Annotated in this window: 17 protein-coding genes, 1 tRNA gene and 1 other RNA gene; 9 read left to right on the top strand and 10 right to left on the bottom strand. The window is 40.8% G+C overall.

The genetic code is table 11. The annotated features are described in order from the left end of the window. Positions 1–115: 115 nt before the first annotated feature. Genes dapF through ftsY form a run of 3 tightly spaced genes read left to right on the top strand, consistent with a single transcriptional unit; the run spans position 116 to position 3113 of the window. Positions 116–904, top strand: a complete 789-nt coding sequence (gene dapF, locus CPBP_RS02755) for a diaminopimelate epimerase (protein ID WP_350332526.1) — start codon at positions 116–118, stop codon at positions 902–904. 5 nt (positions 905–909) lie between these two features. Beyond that, positions 910–2172: a tRNA (N(6)-L-threonylcarbamoyladenosine(37)-C(2))-methylthiotransferase MtaB gene (gene mtaB / locus CPBP_RS02760; protein WP_350332527.1), complete on the top strand. Its 1263-nt coding sequence runs from the start codon at positions 910–912 to the stop codon at positions 2170–2172. Continuing rightward, a complete protein-coding gene (gene ftsY / locus CPBP_RS02765) occupies positions 2169–3113 on the top strand; it encodes a signal recognition particle-docking protein FtsY (RefSeq protein WP_350332528.1) in 945 nt (314 codons plus the stop codon). The genes mtaB and ftsY overlap by 4 nt, the downstream gene beginning before the upstream one ends. Here ftsY and CPBP_RS02770 read toward each other — a convergent pair. The 3 genes from CPBP_RS02770 to ffs all read right to left on the bottom strand — a co-directional run bounded on the left by CPBP_RS02770 (position 3110) and on the right by ffs (position 5387). Continuing rightward, the gene (locus CPBP_RS02770) at positions 3110–3349 is read right to left on the bottom strand and encodes a DUF1653 domain-containing protein (RefSeq protein WP_350332529.1); all 240 of its coding nucleotides are present in this window, start codon (positions 3347–3349) and stop codon (positions 3110–3112) included. The two genes, ftsY and CPBP_RS02770, sit on opposite strands and share 4 nt — an antisense overlap. 345 nt (positions 3350–3694) lie before the next feature. Next, entirely contained in the window at positions 3695–5275 is a 1581-nt protein-coding gene (gene dnaX / locus CPBP_RS02775; RefSeq protein ID WP_350332530.1) for a DNA polymerase III subunit gamma/tau, read from the bottom strand. Positions 5276–5295: 20 nt separating this feature from the next. Beyond that, positions 5296–5387: signal recognition particle sRNA small type (gene ffs / locus CPBP_RS02780), an RNA gene on the bottom strand. A gap of 166 nt (positions 5388–5553) precedes the next feature. On the opposite strand from ffs, the gene CPBP_RS02785 reads away from it, so the two are divergent. The 3 genes from CPBP_RS02785 to CPBP_RS02795 all read left to right on the top strand — a co-directional run bounded on the left by CPBP_RS02785 (position 5554) and on the right by CPBP_RS02795 (position 8015). After that, positions 5554–6264, top strand: coding sequence for an MFS transporter (locus CPBP_RS02785; protein ID WP_350332531.1), 711 nt, complete (start codon positions 5554–5556; stop codon positions 6262–6264). Between the two features lie 66 nt (positions 6265–6330). Beyond that, positions 6331–6822 carry an MFS transporter gene (locus CPBP_RS02790; RefSeq protein ID WP_350332532.1) on the top strand — a complete coding sequence of 164 codons (492 nt, stop codon included), beginning with the start codon at positions 6331–6333 and terminating at the stop codon, positions 6820–6822. Further along, the gene (locus tag CPBP_RS02795; RefSeq protein WP_350332533.1) at positions 6822–8015 is read left to right on the top strand and encodes a multidrug effflux MFS transporter; all 1194 of its coding nucleotides are present in this window, start codon (positions 6822–6824) and stop codon (positions 8013–8015) included. The genes CPBP_RS02790 and CPBP_RS02795 overlap by 1 nt, the downstream gene beginning before the upstream one ends. Before the next feature lie 198 nt (positions 8016–8213). On the opposite strand, the gene CPBP_RS02800 is transcribed toward CPBP_RS02795, so the two are convergent. The 4 genes from CPBP_RS02800 to mutY form a co-directional block, all read right to left on the bottom strand. Continuing rightward, positions 8214–8714, bottom strand: a complete 501-nt coding sequence (locus tag CPBP_RS02800; protein WP_350332534.1) for a GNAT family N-acetyltransferase — start codon at positions 8712–8714, stop codon at positions 8214–8216. Between the two features lie 120 nt (positions 8715–8834). Continuing rightward, positions 8835–8927: transfer RNA gene (locus tag CPBP_RS02805), tRNA-Ser, on the bottom strand. Between the two features lie 93 nt (positions 8928–9020). Then, complete coding sequence (locus tag CPBP_RS02810) at positions 9021–9458, bottom strand: NUDIX hydrolase (RefSeq protein ID WP_350332535.1); 438 nt, start codon at positions 9456–9458, stop codon at positions 9021–9023. A gap of 24 nt (positions 9459–9482) precedes the next feature. Beyond that, positions 9483–10508, bottom strand: a complete 1026-nt coding sequence (mutY, locus tag CPBP_RS02815; protein WP_350332536.1) for an A/G-specific adenine glycosylase — start codon at positions 10506–10508, stop codon at positions 9483–9485. A 43-nt stretch (positions 10509–10551) separates the two neighbouring features. Here mutY and CPBP_RS02820 point away from each other — a divergent pair, with 43 nt between their 5' ends. Next, positions 10552–11010 (top strand): DciA family protein, encoded by a 459-nt coding sequence (locus CPBP_RS02820; protein ID WP_350332537.1) that lies wholly within the window; start codon positions 10552–10554, stop codon positions 11008–11010. Positions 11011–12147: 1137 nt separating this feature from the next. Here the strand turns inward: CPBP_RS02820 and CPBP_RS02825 are convergent. Continuing rightward, positions 12148–13698 (bottom strand): Npt1/Npt2 family nucleotide transporter, encoded by a 1551-nt coding sequence (locus CPBP_RS02825; RefSeq protein ID WP_350332538.1) that lies wholly within the window; start codon positions 13696–13698, stop codon positions 12148–12150. A 220-nt stretch (positions 13699–13918) separates the two neighbouring features. Here CPBP_RS02825 and CPBP_RS02830 point away from each other — a divergent pair, with 220 nt between their 5' ends. Both CPBP_RS02830 and CPBP_RS02835 read left to right on the top strand, forming a co-directional pair. After that, on the top strand, positions 13919–14416 hold the full coding sequence (locus CPBP_RS02830) for an ImmA/IrrE family metallo-endopeptidase (protein ID WP_350332539.1): 498 nt from the start codon (positions 13919–13921) through the stop codon (positions 14414–14416). Then, entirely contained in the window at positions 14400–14747 is a 348-nt protein-coding gene (locus CPBP_RS02835) for a hypothetical protein (RefSeq protein ID WP_350332540.1), read from the top strand. Before CPBP_RS02830 ends, CPBP_RS02835 begins: the two co-directional genes overlap by 17 nt. A gap of 6 nt (positions 14748–14753) precedes the next feature. On the opposite strand, the gene CPBP_RS02840 is transcribed toward CPBP_RS02835, so the two are convergent. Beyond that, the gene (locus CPBP_RS02840) at positions 14754–15257 is read right to left on the bottom strand and encodes a flavodoxin family protein (RefSeq protein ID WP_350332541.1); all 504 of its coding nucleotides are present in this window, start codon (positions 15255–15257) and stop codon (positions 14754–14756) included. Continuing rightward, positions 15257–17704 (bottom strand): penicillin-binding protein 1A, encoded by a 2448-nt coding sequence (locus tag CPBP_RS02845; RefSeq protein ID WP_350332542.1) that lies wholly within the window; start codon positions 17702–17704, stop codon positions 15257–15259. The genes CPBP_RS02840 and CPBP_RS02845 overlap by 1 nt, the downstream gene beginning before the upstream one ends. Between the last annotated feature and the right edge of the window lie 489 nt (positions 17705–18193).

An 18193-nucleotide genomic window follows, 5' to 3' on the forward strand; every position in this document is an offset into this window, starting at 1 on the left:
CGCATCGGATCTAATCCAACGAGTCCAGCGTCACGCTGCTTTGTGCTAAGCAGCGCTAGTCAAATCATTTGAACTATGATATTAGAATAGTGATTATTGTGAGAACGAGGTTGCTATGTTATTCCATAAAATGCATGGGTTGGGTAATGATTTTATTATATTGAAACATACCAAAATACTTGCGCCTGTGGACGTTATAAGTTTATGTGATCGACATACTGGAATTGGTGCAGATCAATTGATTACTTATACGGATGACGAGGAATCAGTCGTTCGGTTTTATAATCAAGACGGAACTGCGGCAGAACAATGCGGTAATGGCATTCGATGTTTGGCATGGTTATTGATGACACAACGCAAACAGGCGTCTATTAAGGTGCAATCTCCAACAGGGCATCATGAAGCGTGGCTATTGGATGATGGGCAAGTACGCATTACAATGGGGCAACCAGAGTTCACATGGGACGACCAACCGATATCTCAACAGCTTGATTTGTTGGATTTATTTACGGACCTGGCACACAAACCAGATATGGTGGCGGTATCCATGGGGAATCCCCATGCGGTGATTTTTACGCAGCATCCAACCATTGAAATGGCTGAAACTTATGGACCGCATGTTGAACACCATCGATTGTTTCCTAATCGTACGAACGTACATTTCGTTCATGTGGAATCACAGGATCACATTACAATGATTCCTTGGGAGCGTGGAACTGGGATTACTTTGGCATGTGGCAGCGGAGCGTGTGCAGTGCATGCGGCGGCCTTGAAAAAAGGATTAATTGACCCTATATGTGATATTACGATGCCAGGCGGTACAGTCACATTAGAAACTCGTGATGATGGCGTTATTGTGCTAACAGGGCCTGCAACCTATGTCTTTGAAGGAAAGATTGCGTAATTACTATGAGCGGTAAAATAGTTACATTTGGGTGCAGACTGAACACCTATGAATCCGAAGTCATGCGACAGTTTATTGACGAGGCTAAGGAAGACGTTATTGTCTTCAATACCTGTGCGGTAACGGCAGAGGCTGAACGGCAAGCCCGACAAGCGATTCGAAAAGCGCGTCGCGAAAACCCCAATGTTAAAATTATTGTGACGGGATGTTCTGCGCAAGTTAGCCCTGATTCATATACAACTATGCCAGAGGTTGATCGTGTGTTGGGAAATGACGATAAACTGAAAGCAGACAATTTTCGATTCGATACGTTTAATACTGAAAAAGCCATTGTGAATGATATCATGTCCGTTACAGAAACAGCGGGTCATTTAATATCAAATTTCCAGGGTAAATCTCGGGCGTTTATTCAAGTCCAAAATGGATGTGATCATCGGTGTACGTTCTGCATTATTCCCTTTGGTCGTGGCAATAGTCGCAGTGTGCCTATGGGTGACATTGTAAATCAAACGCGATTGTTGGTTGAAAGTGGATATCAAGAAATCGTCATCACAGGTGTTGATATCACGGCCTATGGTGCTGATTTACCAGGGCAGCCAAAGCTTGGTGAAATGGTGCGAAGGCTATTGGCGTTGGTGCCGGACATTCAACGGTTGCGTATCTCATCTATTGATTCTGTAGAGGTGGATGCTGATCTGTTGCAGCTTGTTGAAAATGAGCCACGATTGATGCCGCATTTCCATTTGAGTTTGCAAGCGGGGGATGACCTGATTTTAAAACGAATGAAACGCAGACATTTGCGGGATGATGCCATTCGTATGTGTGAAGAGTTTAGAAAACGCCGACCCGATGTTGTGTTTGGTGCAGATTTTATTGCAGGGTTTCCAACTGAAACTGAAGAAATGTTTCAGAATACGTTAAAGATCGTTGATGAGTGTAATCTTACATATTTGCATGTGTTCCCGTATTCTCAGCGCCCTGGAACGCCAGCGGCACGGATGCCACAAGTAAAATCAGATCTGATCAAAGATCGTGCGAAACGCTTGCGGGAATTGGGTGAACGTAAAGAGTTAGAATTCTTAAAAGCTCAGATTGGGGTGAAAGCAAACGTGTTAGTGGAATCTGATACGTTGGGGCGTACTGAACATTTTTGTCCCGTGGATTTAACCCATTTGCCAGCAGAACTAAAGGTCGAGGGGCGAATTATTCCTTTGGTAATCGCTGGTATAGAAAATGGTAATTTAACGTGTGAAAGTATATTTGCATGACAGACGAATCTAAATCTAAAGGATGGTTTTCCAGGCTAAGTGATGGATTAAAAAAATCCACCGCTAAACTGACGGATGGGTTAACATCCATTGTCACAAAGCGCAAATTAGATGACGAGATGCTGCAAGAGATCGAAGATCTGTTATTGTCGGCTGACGTTGGATACGCAACCAGCCATCGATTGGTTGCTGCTCTTAAAAAGAAACGCTTCCAACAAGACATTACCGTTGAAGAAGTTAAGGCTACGTTAGCAGAAGACTTAACGGCTATCTTAAAACCATTAGAACATTCTTTAACGTTTGAGGATAAACCCACTGTCATTTTTATGGTGGGGGTTAATGGTTCAGGTAAAACGACAACAACCGGAAAGTTGGCTGCTCAATGGAAAGCTGAAGGGCAAAACGTTCGTATCGTGGCTGCGGATACATTTCGCGCGGCGGCTGTGGAACAGTTAACAGTTTGGGCAGATAGAGCAAATGTTCCATTAGAAAAAGGTGCTGCGAATTCTGATGCAGCAGCGTTGGTATATTCATCGTATGAAACGTCGATGTCTAAAAACGACGATATTCTAATTGTTGATACGGCAGGGCGATTGCACACAAAATCCACACTGATGGAAGAGTTGAAAAAAGGTGTTCGGGTCACTCAAAAACTGAACGAAAAGGCCCCTCATTATACACTGTTAGTGTTGGATGCGAACATTGGTCAGAACACGATACAACAGGTAAAACTGTTTCAAGAAGCGGTGAATGTTAATGGGCTGATTGTAACAAAGTTAGATGGAACGGCAAAAGCTGGTATCATTATTCAGTTGGCTGATGCATTCAAATTACCCATTCATTATTTAGGAATCGGCGAAAGTATTGAGGATTTGCGCGCCTTTAATGCAGAAGCATTTATTGAAAACTTGTTAGGATTACAATCGCTGGTTTCTCGTTAATCTCTTAACGTTGCGGGCTGCGTCCACATTTCAGAGATGAACTTAAATCGTGGAACAGACTGCCCGTCCTTAGTGATGACCTCTTTAAACATTTCCAAAGGTCGAACCCATAAAGCATAATCATTGTATAACGATTGATAAACGACCAATATATCTAGCGTTTCAGAATGTCGACATACGCCCAATACATGATAACGTTTGCCAGAGTAGTGTTCATATAAACCTGATTTAATCATGGGATTCCTTTTTAATTTATATCTGATATTCAAGGATGCTGGCAACGTGCCGTTGCATCCATTAGGTTAGACCCGATGTGGTCGACACGGATTAAAAGGCCTCCAATCTAACCTATAGCTGACTTCTTATAATCTGGGCATGCGTCACTCGGTCGTTAATGTACATTTTAGTACATGTCTCGCCTCGTTCCTGTACCCAAATTAAATTACTCTAGCTATACACGGATCCAACCGCAGTTGGCACGTTGCCAACGACAATAATTCGTGTCACAACGCATCGGATCTAACTTATCGGATGCAACGACACGTTGCCAGGGATCATCCCTGGTGGATACAGTCGCAGTTTTAACTATCTAATAACACTCTATCCACGGTGACATTGGCTCCTTCAAAGGCGTGCAATGCATGCTGAACCAACTCTGAATCTATTACACGTTGTTTTGCATTGGCTTCATTAGTTTGTGCTTGCTCATGAAAGGTTGCGGGTGTTGCTGTAGTTGATTGCACCAACTCAAACGTCCATGTTTCATTTAACACTGTTTGAAGCATCTGCTTTAAGTGTTTTAGTAAATGTTGATCTTCAGGGTTTTTAAGGCTGCATTCTATGTAACCGGGTTTGAATCCGTGTACTCTAAGATCGCGCTTTAAAAAGAACGATAGGTGGGGATCTTTCTGAGTTTCAACCCATTCAATTAATCGATCAAAACTTGTAATGTCCGATTGTCTACGTATCGGTTGAGGTTGCGCAGCGGGGGCGGGCATTCTATTTTCTGTACGTGCAGATTGTACAGATTCTGTAGATGATAGTTTGTTTTCGATGTCTTGAATCAATTGCTTCAATGGCGGAATATCTGACACATGGCACAACCGTATTAACATCACTTCGCAGGATTCTTGGGGCACGGGCGACACCATCAATTCTTGAACGGAGTTATGAACGATTGACCACAATCGATTTAATTGCGAAACTGATAACTCTTTAAAAAAGATGGAACTGTTTTGTTGCACTCCGATGGTGCTGCACAGCGATTGATGCAAGGCATTTAAAAGCCCTTTTGTAATGGCAATGGGTTCAATATCATGGCTAAACAAAGATCGAACACTTTGAATCGCAGTGATAATATCTCCAGACTTAATTGCTTGGCATAAACGTTCCAGCTCAGCTTGCGGAGGGCGACCCAGGATGCGTTCAACGACATCCATCGTCATGCTTTCACCTGTTGACCTGGTGTAACTTGAAACTTTTTCAAGTATCGACAAACCATCGCGCATCGAACCTTTAGCGGCTTCTGCAATCAGCATCAGTCCATCCATATCAGAAGAAAGATTTTCAATCGTGCTAATCTTTTGCAAATGATCCAGAATCGTTTCAATGGACATGGGACGCAATTGAATTTGCAAACACCTGGATACAATGGTCTCGGGGACTTTTTCAAGTTCTGTGGTTGCAAAAATAAATTTTGCATGAGCCGGCGGTTCTTCTAAGGTCTTTAGTAACGCATTAAATGCGTTTTTGGACAACATGTGCACTTCATCGATGATGTATACGCGATAACGTCCATACGTTGGTGCATAGGCGACGCCTTCGATAATGTCGCGAATATCATCAACACCCGTATGGCTTGCTGCGTCCATTTCAATAATATCCGTATGCTGATCACGATCAAACGCAACACAGGAATCACACGTACCGCAGGGGTCAATATGATCGACAGGATTTAGACAACACAATGTTTTAGCCAACAATCGGGCAGAGGTTGTTTTACCAATCCCTCGAATACCTGTTAATAATATCGCATGGCTTAATGTATTTTGCTTTAAGGCATTCTGAAAAATTCGGACAGCAATATCTTGCCCTACAACTTCCCCAAAGGTCTTGGGTCTATACGTTCTTGCAAAGACTTTATACGAAGGTGCAGTGGTCATAATGTTCCTGGATAAAACTAAGAAGAAGATTACCTTGACCCGCTTACACACCGTTGGCTGCTATCTTTCGATCCTGACCAGATTCAATGCTCTACGTCCAGGGTAATCCCCTGTACTTATCGCCGATTTTTGCAAAAAAATCAAACTATTTCTGTACAAGCTTGATAAGCATGAAACACCGGTCACGGATATTTATGGCATTTTATACGCAGAGAATCAGTTGCATTTTTAAATCAAAGCAAGTAATAATCACTCAAATTACCCAATTGAGTACACAAATGTCGATCACATCAAAGTCAACTCTACCGATGGCATGGCTGTTGTGTTTTATGACGTCATTATTTTATGCGTTTCAATACATCTTACGATTATTGCCCAGCGTTATCAAAGACGATTTAATGCTAAACTATCTGATTGATGCAAAAGATTTTGGTTATTTTAATGGTTTTTATTATGCGGGATATGCTGCGTTTCATTTGCCCGTTGGGTTGATGTTGGATCGCATAGGGCCTAAATATACCATCAGTTTAAGCCTATTGTTATGCGGGCTTGGCATTGTTCCACCGCTTTATTTCGATTCTTGGACAATCGCCGTCATTGGGCGCTTTTTACTGGGCGGAGGATCCACCACTGCAATTCTTGCATTGTTTTATGTGATTCGCATCAATTTCCCACCTGTGCGCTTTGCCAGTATTTTAGGAATGTCGGTAACGTTAGGATTTGCTGGCGCTTTATTTGGAAGCCGCCCCATTGGCATCTTAAATGAAATGGTGGGTTGGAAAAACGTCATATGGATATTGTGTGTGACATCTTTCATCCTTGCAGGGTTGTTTTTAATCTGCATGCCCAATCAGAAAGATCAGGTTGCACAAAAATCATCGTCGATCGTGTCAGACTTAAAAGAGCTTTTAAAAAATAAACATGTATGGGCAGTGTCTTTGTTGGCTGGGTTAATGGTTGGACCTTTAGAAGGATTTGCTGATGCTTAGGGTGTCCCTTTTCTGCAAACGGTATATAAAATTAGCCCATCAGATGCTCAATTCATTCCCTCTTTAATGTTTTTTGGATTTGGGTTTGGGTTTGGGGCTCCGCTAATTGGATATTTAGAAGAGAAATACAAGAAGCCTTATACAGTCATCATTCTCAGCGCTCTTTGTATGGCATTAATCTTTACGGGAATGCTGATGTTTAAAACGCAAAACATACTGCTTTTATACACAATCATGATCATTATGGGGGCGTTGTGTGCGTATCAAATATTTATGATCTTTATTAACACTAGAGTCGTTGCCCCACATCTTGTTGGAATTTCAAGTTCGTTCACCAACATGATTGTTATGTCATTTGGTTTGATTTTTCATTCTGGCATTGGATGGATTATGGTTAAATATTGGGACGGTCAAATAGTTATTGATATACCCGTTTATTCTCCTGAGGCATACATCAGTGGTTTGTTTATTATTCCCGTTGGATTGCTGGTTGCATTTTTTGGATTCATCGTGATAAAACCTAAGGATGAAACGGTATTATTAAAGGAAAATATTTAATGAACAACCCAATGCTATTCATTACGGTACTGGTTATAGATCTTTTGGCGGGTGCTGAGGTGGATTTGTTCATTCCTAGTTTTCCAAATCTAATCCATGAATTCAATCTTTCTCCAATATTAGTTCAGCTAACATTAAGTATGAATTTTTTAAGCTATTGTGTTAGCTCTTTATTTGTTGGCAGCATGGGGGATCGCTATGGGCGTAGACCTATCATTATAGGTGGATTAGTTATTTTTATTATCGGCAGCATCTGTTGTGTATTTGCACCATCTTTTCCATTACTTGTCATCGGGCGTTTTTTACAAGGTATTGGTATGGCGGGGCCTGCCGTATTAGGGTACGTTGTAATTGCAGATATTACCCCTATCGAAAAACAAGCTGGGCTTATGGGAACGCTGAATGGTGTTATTACCTTTGCAATGGCATTTGCTCCCGTTGTTGGCAGTTATATCAATATTTATTTCGGATGGCAGGGAAATTTTGTGGTTTTGTTAGGGCTTGGCATTTTAAGTTTAGTCATGAGTTTTATATTTATTCCAAACACAACTCAACCTAATAAAGCTGTTTCCCTCAGCTTAGCGGGATATCTGCCTCTATTAAAATCATGGTCGTTTATGCGATTGTTTCTGATCATTTGCTTATTAGTTTCATGTTATTGGGTGTTTATCGGTATGGGGCCCATTTTGTATATGGAAGACATGAATGTTCCCATTGAACATTTTGGTTTTTATCAAGGTGCAATTGCTGGGATCTTTTCTATAATGAGCATCGCAAGCCCGATGATTCTTAGAAAAGTATCTCAAACAACATGTTTAAATCTTGGGCTGTGGTCATTAATGGGGTTGTCGTTTGTGCTTCTTTTTATTAGTTTTGTTGTTGCTGATGTCCCTTGGATCATTACATTGGGGATGAGTCTGTATGTCATGCCGTTTGTTTTTCCAATTAACATCATGTATATAGAATCTTTGGACATGTTGCCTGGCTTTAAAGGTCGAGCTGCTGCAATGATTAATTTTGGGCGACTTGCTTTTTCTGCAATTGGATTGGAAGCTGTAAGTTATCTATACACCGGAACGTTCTTACCCATCGCCGCATTCATGTTTGTTTTTACCTTAGTTGCATTTGTCATTGCGATCTCTGTACCCAAAAGTTCTGCACAATTTAGCCAGCATATAGCAAATCATGGATAAATGAATCTGAAGAAATTGGCAGTGTCTGTATTTTCTGCATGAAATCCGCGTCTTAATATCGTATCTATCTTACAGATACAGTGTTACGCGGTAGCTGAATTAAACCCAAAGCGTTTGAACCTAATTTCAAATTTTATACGGCTCAAAAAGAACGGCTTGGCTTTAGGAGTTGCCCCAGGATTATATAATCGATTCATATTATTTTTCTGGGATCCAAGAAGCCGCCAGATCATCTAGAGCTTGATCCGTTACACGATAGACTGTCCACTCATCCATGGCCTTAGCGCCGATTCTTTTATAAAATCCGATGGCGGTTTCATTCCAATCTAACACCCACCATTCTAAACGACCACATTTTCTTTCTTTTGCAATATGAGCTAAATAACTTAACATTTTTTGTCCGATTCCTTTGCCTCGAGCCTCAGGCTTTACAAATAAGTCTTCCAGATAAATTCCGGGACGCCCCAAAAAAGTTGAAAAATTATGAAAATAGAGTGCAAAACTGATAGGCTGTTGATTCAAGTAACCGATAACAACCTCAGTCGTAGAATTGTCACCAAAGAGCGTTTGCTCTAAAATACTTTCTGTTGCAACGACCTCGTGTAACAACTTTTCATATTCTGCCAGTTCTTTAATAAACGACAATATTACGGGAGTATCTTTAACCGTTGCTTGTTTAATTTCAAAAGTATCAGACATATAAGATCCTTTATAACGATAAGTATTTGGCAGATCTGTTGTCTCTATGGAATAAGGTTTCGTTTTTTGCTTATCCATAAGGATATAAAAGTACAGAAAGTGATTATTATTTCATACGGCTGGCGGAGAGAGGGGGATTCGAACCCCCGGTACGGTTTTAAATCGTACGACGGATTAGCAATCCGCTGCTTTCGACCACTCAGCCATCTCTCCGTTTTGGATATATCTTTTGTATCCTTTTAGGGGTGCTCTGTCAATCTAGAAGTTAATTTTAATCATTATTTTTATGAGCGCTTCCAAAATGTGTCATTCATTTACACAACTAAGATACTCTTTTAACCATGTTGGAGAGTTAGGGGCTTGATTAATTTCTTCAGACGTCAGCCAATAATATTCAGAGACTTCTCTGGTTGAAGGATTAACCGTTGGGTTGGTTTGATCAAGGATGCAATGAAACACCAAGATTAAACATTCGGATCCGTTGCCTGATTTGAAATGGTTGCTTGTTACATATCGGATGGGGTCAAGCAGGTTAATGCCAACTTCTTCAAAGATTTCTCGCTTGACGGCATTCAGCATAACATTGCTAGACCCGTTAGTGTTATGGTCTTTTAGTTCAACTTTGCCTCCAGGAAATGCTAACAGCCCGCCTGCTTCTTTATAATCTGGGTGTTTTATAATTAAATAACGTCCGTTAAGTTCAATGGCGCATTCAACAATAACCACATAGTTTAAATCGTTCATGTGTTATACCTTTCGTATTAACTCTTAGCCGTTTCTATTCCGAACCTTTAACAATTTCTTAGTAAGCGTTGAAAGAGCTAATTGGTCAAGCTCATTTATGTTGCACGCTACTTCTGCTCCATTCAAATACTCCGGATCAATTTCAGAGGCTTGAACAACCCGTGTAATCAAATGGAAATGTGAAAACGTATGTTTAACATCCGCGTAGGGTGCTTGCATTTCATCGGGTAATTCTGGCAGACTGTCCGCATACCAATCTGATCCCGGTAATTCCCACAGTCCATGCAACATCTTTTCACCCGTGCGTTTTCGCAACAAGATATTGTTATCTTTGATGCAGATAAAGGCAACGGCATATCGCGTTGGAATCGATGGTTTTATCAATTTGCCCGGAAACTGTTCTGGAATACCCGACGCATAGGCTTTGCAATCTGTGTGTAGTGGGCATGTCTGACACTTAGGCGATCGTGGGGTACAAATCCCTGACCCGATATCCATTAATGCTTGAGCATAATCTCCCGCTCGTAACAGTGGAGTTAAACTTTCAGCAGCGGAATAGATTTGTTTTTGATTTTGTTGTATGGGTGTGGAAAAACCAAACACTCGGCTTACAATTCGTGCAACGTTCCCGTCCACAACCGTTGCTGGAACATTAAAGGCAATCGCCGCAATTGCTGCTGATGCATAGGGTCCAATCCCTGGTAGGTTAGCTAACTCTTCAGGACTTCTAGGAAATGCTCCATCAAACTGTTCGGAAATTGTTTTTGCGCATTTATGCAAATTACGTGCACGAGCATAATACCCAAGCCCTTGCCACATGTGCAACACATCATCTAAATCAGCGCTGGCTAAATCGTTAACTGTTGGCCACTTTGCCGTAAACTTTTGAAAATACGGAATGACTGTATCAACCTGAGTTTGCTGCAACATCATCTCACTTAGCCAAACGCGATATGGATCAGCAATCTGCACCTGTTCATATCTCCACGGCAAGGTTCGTCGGTTCGCATCGTACCACTGTAATACTTTATCTGAAATCTTACTGTTCATTTTCGATCGTTTTTGATATGTTGAGCTTAGGGAGTTTTATACTATGTCGCATCCTTACACAGGACAAAAAAAAATTAAAGAGATTATTTACCGCGTGCTTGAACCAACTTTGGATCAGCAGGGTTGGTATTTAAGCAAAATTATGATGAATTGGGAAACGTTAATTACCCCCCAATGGAAAGACCACATCTGGCCAACGCGCTATGTTCCAAATTTTAAAGATCGATCCACAGGTACCCTGCACGTTAAAGTGTCCCACATGGGAATGCAACAAGTGCAATTTACAAAAGGATTTTTGATCGAGAAATTTAATTTATTTTTAGGATGTCCAGCCGTTCAAGATATAAAACCTCAACTGTGGCACCAATCCCAACCTACCGCTGTTTTGCCCAATAAGCTTAAATCACACATTGTGCTTCCCAAACCCGTTATTGAAAATATTTCTGATGCAAATCTAAAAGATGCGCTGGAAGATTTAGGGCATATCTTAAGAACTAAATAATCAGGGCAACGTGCCGCCAGCATGACGCTGTGACACGGCAACCTGAGGTTGCATCCGTTAGGCTAGATTGATTTTGAATATCCGGTAAATTAGGGGGCGTGTGGTTGGAGGTATGAGAGAATGAAGGAGAATTTGAACCCACCTTCGGCGCAGGAGGGGTAAGGGTGAAAAATGATTTTGAGATGTTTTTGAGTTTGGTAGTGTTTTAGTTCCTTGTGTTTGCGAAGCTTTTAGAGTTAAGTTATATAGAATCCGTGTCAGACCACATCGGATCTAACTTAGCGGATACAACGGCACGTTGTAAAACCGAGAGAATCCCCAGTAACCCGCACGTGCAAAAAGAACCCCATTTCTTACACGAATGGGGAAAGGCGGACTTTATTGATAGGCACAAAGTCGTGTTTTACGAGCCCGTCGGCTCTAGGGGTTGTTTACAGGGCTGTGACTACTGATCGGGTAGTTGAGCGCCTGTACTGGGGATTCGGTTCGGCATGTCTTTGAAAGTTTCAAAGACGTAGAACGAAAAAAGGCTACCCAGGTTTTTGGGTAGCCTCTTCGCAATTCTACTTATTAGTATACACAGTGAATTTGAGAAGTCAAGAGCAAACTGAGTTTGCATTCATTAGGCTAGATCCGATGTGATTTGACACGGATTATAATTTTTTCAAATCGTATTATCTAATAGATCTAACGGCACGCTGAACTCTTTTGGAATTTTTTGAAAAAAAATGAAGTTTTTTAACTGCTGCCTCGCGCTCCCGATGGGGCCCTCCCATCATCATTACTCAGAGCGTGTCCTCCCCCCGCCACCACAACGGCAACGTGCCGTTGCATCCAATAGGCAATACGATTTGTAAAATTATAATCCGTGTCAGAACGTATTGGATCTAACCTAACGGATGCAACCTCAGGCTGCCAACGTGCCGTTGGATCCATTAGGCAATACGGTTTGTGAAAACTGAGATCTCCAAGGTATTGGGTTGTTTTGTGTAATCCGTTTTTGCGCGAATCGGATCTAATCTAACGGATGCAACGTCACGTTGCTCGAATCTAACTTATCGGATCCAGCGGCACGCTGGACCCAATAGAAAAAACCCGCAAATTGCGGGTTTTTCCAACTTATAGATGAAACGTCAATCAAGCAGTTTCTTTTTCTTTCTGTTCAGTCAACGCTTTGAAACGCTTGCTTAAACCGAATACTGACAAGATCCACAAGAAAACGATACCTAATGCAATTGGTGCAATAATTGGAACCAATTGATATAGCGCGCTTCCAGAGAATACTGTCAACAATCCCATTTGAATGTAAGAACCTAAAGACTTACCACCGCGACCACCGATAACGTCAACCGCAGCTTTACCTTTAATTTTTAATTCTTGGTCTAAAGGAATGTATGCCATTTCTTTAGTTGGGTCGAACAATGAATATTTCACTGCCTTACCAAACGCATTTACAGACAACCCCAATATAACCACAAACACGATTAACTCGCGGTTGATGTGCCCTTGAGCAATCGCATCAATAATGCTCATACCAGCAGGCAATTGTGTATTGTTGTAATAGATCACTCCGAAGAATACCAAGATACCAGTAATTAATACGATTGGCGTAATTAATGCACATGATTTCCAGCTAAAACGACGAAGTAGGTTGCTTCCAATTAACATCAAAGCTAATGCAATTAACCCAGTTACAGTTGATAATCCGCCCATAACTTCGTTGTATTCAGATTCAGAAGGGTAAGCAATCTTAATTTGACCTTTCCATACGCCTTCAAACAAGTTGATGGATACACCGTATGCCAAAACCAACATCGCAATCAAACCAAGGTAAGGTGATTGAATGATGTACTTAAAGCTTTCGCCCATTGAAAGTTTCGCTTTTTTCTTTTTGCCTTCACCCATTGCCTCCGGATCGTAATAACGTTTGTCTGTTAATACGTTTCGGTTCATCCAGTAAAATGTGAACAAAAGAATAATACCTGCAACAATTACGAATGACATTAAGTATTGTAACATTAATCCGGTTTCTTCAGTACGAGACAATTCAAAGCTACGCACATAACGAGAAACCAAAATGATCGCTGGGCCAGAAAACACAAGACCAAAGTTACCCAAGAAACCAAACATACCGTAAAAACGGCGAGCTTCTTTTACTGGAGTAATCGCGTTAGCAAACTGCCAGAACAACAATGACAATACGGCACTTCCCCACAGTTCTGAGAGGATATAGAACAACGTATATGTCCAGTTTCCAATCAACGGGATAATCCATTTAAACATTGGATATTCACCTTGCAAACCTTGAATTGTTGCCAAGCTCATATGCCATGAATCAATGAATGGATAAATGAAATATGGGAATGCTCCAAAGAAAACTAGGAATGGCAATGCCGTTACATAAAACAAACCTTCGCGGTTAAACACGTTGGCAGCTTTTGTGTAAAGGATCATAAAGATCACGGCCGATGCAGTCACACCGATACCTTTAGCAAATGCCAAGCTTTCAGCACCCGCACCCGGAGCGTTAACAAGAATCGCGTCTTTAGTATCTCGTAATACTGTATAAATGAACAAAATACAGAACATCATAAGCCCCATGGGTAGGAACTTTTTTATCTCAAAAGAGTGAATAGGCCATAACAGCTTGCGCAGACCCGTAAACTCTTCAGTTATTTGTTTCGACATAATAACGTCACCTTTGTTAAGTTAATAATATTAGGTTAAATAAACCAAGTGTGTGTGCGGAAACAAAACTATAATTCTGCCTCTCCGGACACGTCAACAGGTCTATTTGAACCGTTTGGGGCGTATTATACTTTATTTAAAAAGCAAAATCAATATTCATTAGACATCAAAGTTGACTTTTGCGACACGATATGTATAATAAAACGAAAGGAGGTTAAACATGCAAACAAACCCTGATTACTCAGCATCAAAAAAACGAGCATCTGAAATCTTAGAAGAAGCATCTATAATTCAACCTCCGATCATTACTCAAAAATTGTGCGAAACCTATGGAATTAAAGTAAAGTTCGTTATTTTTACAGAGGATAATATTTCTGGAATGATGGATTTTAAATCTAATACTATTTATGTTAACGACCAAGAGGGGTATGCACGAAACAATTTTACCATCGCTCACGAATTAGGACACTATTTCTTACACAAAGATTATTATTTGAAACACCCTAATGAATATGAAATTCTTTATCGAAAGCCCATAAGCTCAGCTCAAAACTCTCCCATTGAAAAAGAAGCCAATACTTTCGCTGCTCATTTATTAGTCCCAAAAAAATTTCTCGATCAATACTACGAATTTGCATCTATACAAAGCCTGGCAAAATTATTCGCAGTGTCGGAAGAAGTTATCAGCTATAGGTTAAAAAATGAATATGGATTCTAATTCTCTAGACAATAAAATTAAAGAAACTATATCGGATGATAGCACACGCGCTAAGGAAACTGTGGAGCAAGCTGAAAAAGAAAAACTGCATGTAACTGGTCTAAAAGACTTTTATGCCTTGCGGAACATTTGGGCTAAAAATATCTTGTGTATTATTTATGGTTTATTGATAAGTTGGGGCTTACTAACAATCGCGGTAGGTAGAGGTTGGTTAGACTTTTCAAAGACTCCTTATTTTTTAGCCATCTCCACACCTAATATTTTTATAAGCGTTTTAGGACTAGCCATCATCGTAGTCAAGTTTTTGTTCAACAGGAAAAACAGGCCGTAAAGTTGACTAGAAACTTTCTGCGAACTGAATCATTTTTTCATGCACTCTTATTGGGTCAAACACCTTAGAATTTGTACAGACATACACACCTTCAGTATACCCCATATTAAAGTATTCAGCCGTCCGTTTGAACGGCACGTGAAACCCTTCTGGCAGCAATTCATCATGTCCCGTTGCAACAAACGTTAGCATTTTGCCTTCTAACTGCCGACCCAACGGTTTTCGAATCGTAATCAAATCACTTAAACGGTCAAAGAACACTTTTAATTGAGCGCTCATCGCGTACCAATACACTGGCGTTGCAAAGATAATACAATCAGCACACACCATCTGTTGTGCAATGCCATGAAAATCATCATCTTTGTTAGAGTGTGTATAATCAAAAAAACTAAGCTTATAGTTCGATACGTCGATAAAATCAGCACCAAGATGCTCTTTCAACGTATTAACCACATCCATCGTTTTACCTGTGCCACTGCCAGAACTGCCGTAAATTATTAAATATTTCATTATAAAATTCCTGGATGAGATGCGTGTTGTTCAGTTGGTTCAGAACCAGATCGATCTGCGGGTATTGAGTCAACTTTATCAGAGGACTCATTCGATGTTTCCGAAGGTTCTTCTGTTTCAAAGATGCGATCTTTTTGCCACGCTATTTCCCACATCGCATCAGGATCATTGGGCAACGTGGCCTGCCCTGTATGTTTATTTACTCTATATAGTTTTGCATTTGATGGAACTTGGAATGGAATTGCCGGCTCATTTTCCAACGCTTTTTCCATGAAGGTTTTGAAAATAGGTGCTGCCAACCATCCCCCCGTTGCCATTTTACCAAGACCTTGCGGCACGTCATATCCCAAATAAATTCCAACGACTAAATTTGCCGAATATCCAATATACCAAACATCTTTAGAATCGTTAGATGTTCCTGATTTTCCCGCTAAAATCTGACCTGGAACAAACGCTGTTTTTGCAGGACTGTTTTCAACCGCACCTTGCAGAATAGACGTAATCATATATGCATGCGCAGGATCAACAATCTGTGTCCGCGTATCAGATATGGTGGGAATTGTTTTTCCATCCCAACTGGACGCTCGCAAAAAATCAACCTTACGATCATCATGCTTATACAGCATCTTTCCTTCTTTATCTTGCACCCAATCAACAACCGTGGGTGTAATCTTTTTTCCACCATTAGCGATAATTGCAAACGCAGTGGTCATTTTATAAACCGTCGTTTCGCCAGATCCTAAAACTAACGCCAATTGAATAGGGGGCTTATCAATGATCCCCATTTTTTTTATCACCTTCGCAACATTCTTCATGCCGACTTTTTGGGCTAATTTAATCGTAACCATGTTGTTAGACGTTTCCAACGCCCGACGCACTGTCATAGCCCCTTTAAATTCATTCATAAAGTTTTTAGGTGTCCACGTGCCAAGCCCCTGCCCCAGATGAATTGAGATCGGTTCATCCACATAAGTATCAGTAGGCTTTACACCACGCTCAAACGCTGTCAAATATACAAACGGTTTTATAGACGACCCCGATTGACGCATCGCCTGGGTTGCCCTGTTAAATTGAGACTGCTGAAAACTAAAGCCTCCCGTCAACGCCAACACTCGCCCCGTATGGGGATCCATCACGACCATCCCACCCGAAATTTTTGGAATCTGCTGTAACGCATACTGATTGTCTTTTATCTTTGATACAAAAATAAGATCCCCTATGTTCAATGCTTGATCCGGAGATTTTATAGAAGCCCCAGGCACTCCATTTTTCAATGGCGCCCCCGCCCATTTCATTGTATCCATCGAAATCACACCAACTCCTTCTTCTGTAATCAGAGTTGTCTTAGTGGATTCAAGATTCGTTACCAACGCCAAGCGCCACCCTTCTGGAATGCATCCAACATTGACCGCATGCAAATATTCCATCCAATGCTTAATGTTGTTTGGATCTTTTTCAACATCCGCGATATTCCGAATGGCGCCTCTCCATCCATGTTTTTTATCAAGATCTAACAATGCATTGGGAAACACTTCATTACAAATGGTTTGAAGCCTCGTATCCAATGAAGTTTTGATAAACAGCCCGCCACCATAAAAGGCATCCTCACCAAAGACGTCTATCAGCTCTTTTCTAACGGTTTCCTGAAAATAATCCGCACGTACATTTTCAGTTTCATCCCGTTGCAAAAGCTCTATTGGATGTTTTGTAAACGCACGAAACTCTCCCTCTTCAATCAATCCAGTTTTCCACAATCGCTCTAACACCCAGTTGCGTCGATTCATCGCCGCTTGCGGATTTCGCTTGGGATTATAGGTGCTGGGCGCTTTTGGAAGTCCCGCTAAAAATGCAATCTCTGGTACCGTTAAATCTTCCAACGATTTATTAAAATAACGCAGTGCCGCAGCAGCCACACCATAAGAACGATTTCCTAAAAAAATCTGGTTTAAATAAATTTCAATGATTCGCTCTTTAGACAACACCTGCTCAATTCTAATGGCCAGAATTACTTCTTTTAACTTTCTAACCAAACTTAATTCATTGGTCAGAAAAAAATTACGCGCCACCTGTTGAGTAATCGTCGATGCACCACCTGGACGTTTTCCATTGCTCATTACATTTGTCATTGCTGCTCTAAAGATACTCAGCACATCAATCCCTTTGTGATAGAAAAAATTCTGATCCTCAGCCGCCAAAAAGGCATGGATAATTTTAGGTGGGATATATTCATAGGGTACGAAAATACGCTTTTCTTGAGCGTGTTCACCAATCAATCGACCATCCGATGAAAAAACACGGCTTAACACAGGCGGTGAATAATTTTTCAGCGTCGAATGATCCGGTAAATCTTTGTTAAGATGATACAATATTATAAATCCGATCAATACTCCGACCGTAACCAGCAAAAGCGCCCAGCTTATAATATGGAAAAATGCTTTTTTTAACATCTAACAATTTCAATTTTTGAATATTTTACCATAAAATGATTAAAGTTCAGATATGTTTAATCTGTTTCTTGTGTGTTAGCACGTTTTAAACTGTTGCCAGGTGGTTGTTGGTAATTCGTGTCTTGGGTATCGAAGAATCTAATTCTATGGGAAACAACCCTATAATACTGGCGCGGATTATTAGAAAAAGCTCAGCCGTTAATCTGGGGTTAATAAAGGTTAAGATTGAGTTAACGTGATTTTTTTTACCGCCCCCCGCCCTAGTCACCCTCAGTGACCTTCGGGTGGGGGGACAAAACCCATCCCCAAAATCGAGACTAAATAGACGAAGCAATCCGTCATTCCTTCACGAAACGGTGGGCTAAAATAATAATGTATGAGCGCTCTAAAGTTAATATATCTCACAAAGGTTAATAAAAGATTGACAAGAAGAAGGTTTTTAACCTTAAAGGAATTGATCTACAAATAATACAAATACATTTATGCACA

Source organism: Candidatus Bodocaedibacter vickermanii (assembly GCF_014896945.1).
Classification (GTDB): Bacteria; Pseudomonadota; Alphaproteobacteria; order UBA6184; family UBA6184; genus Bodonicaedibacter; species Bodonicaedibacter vickermanii.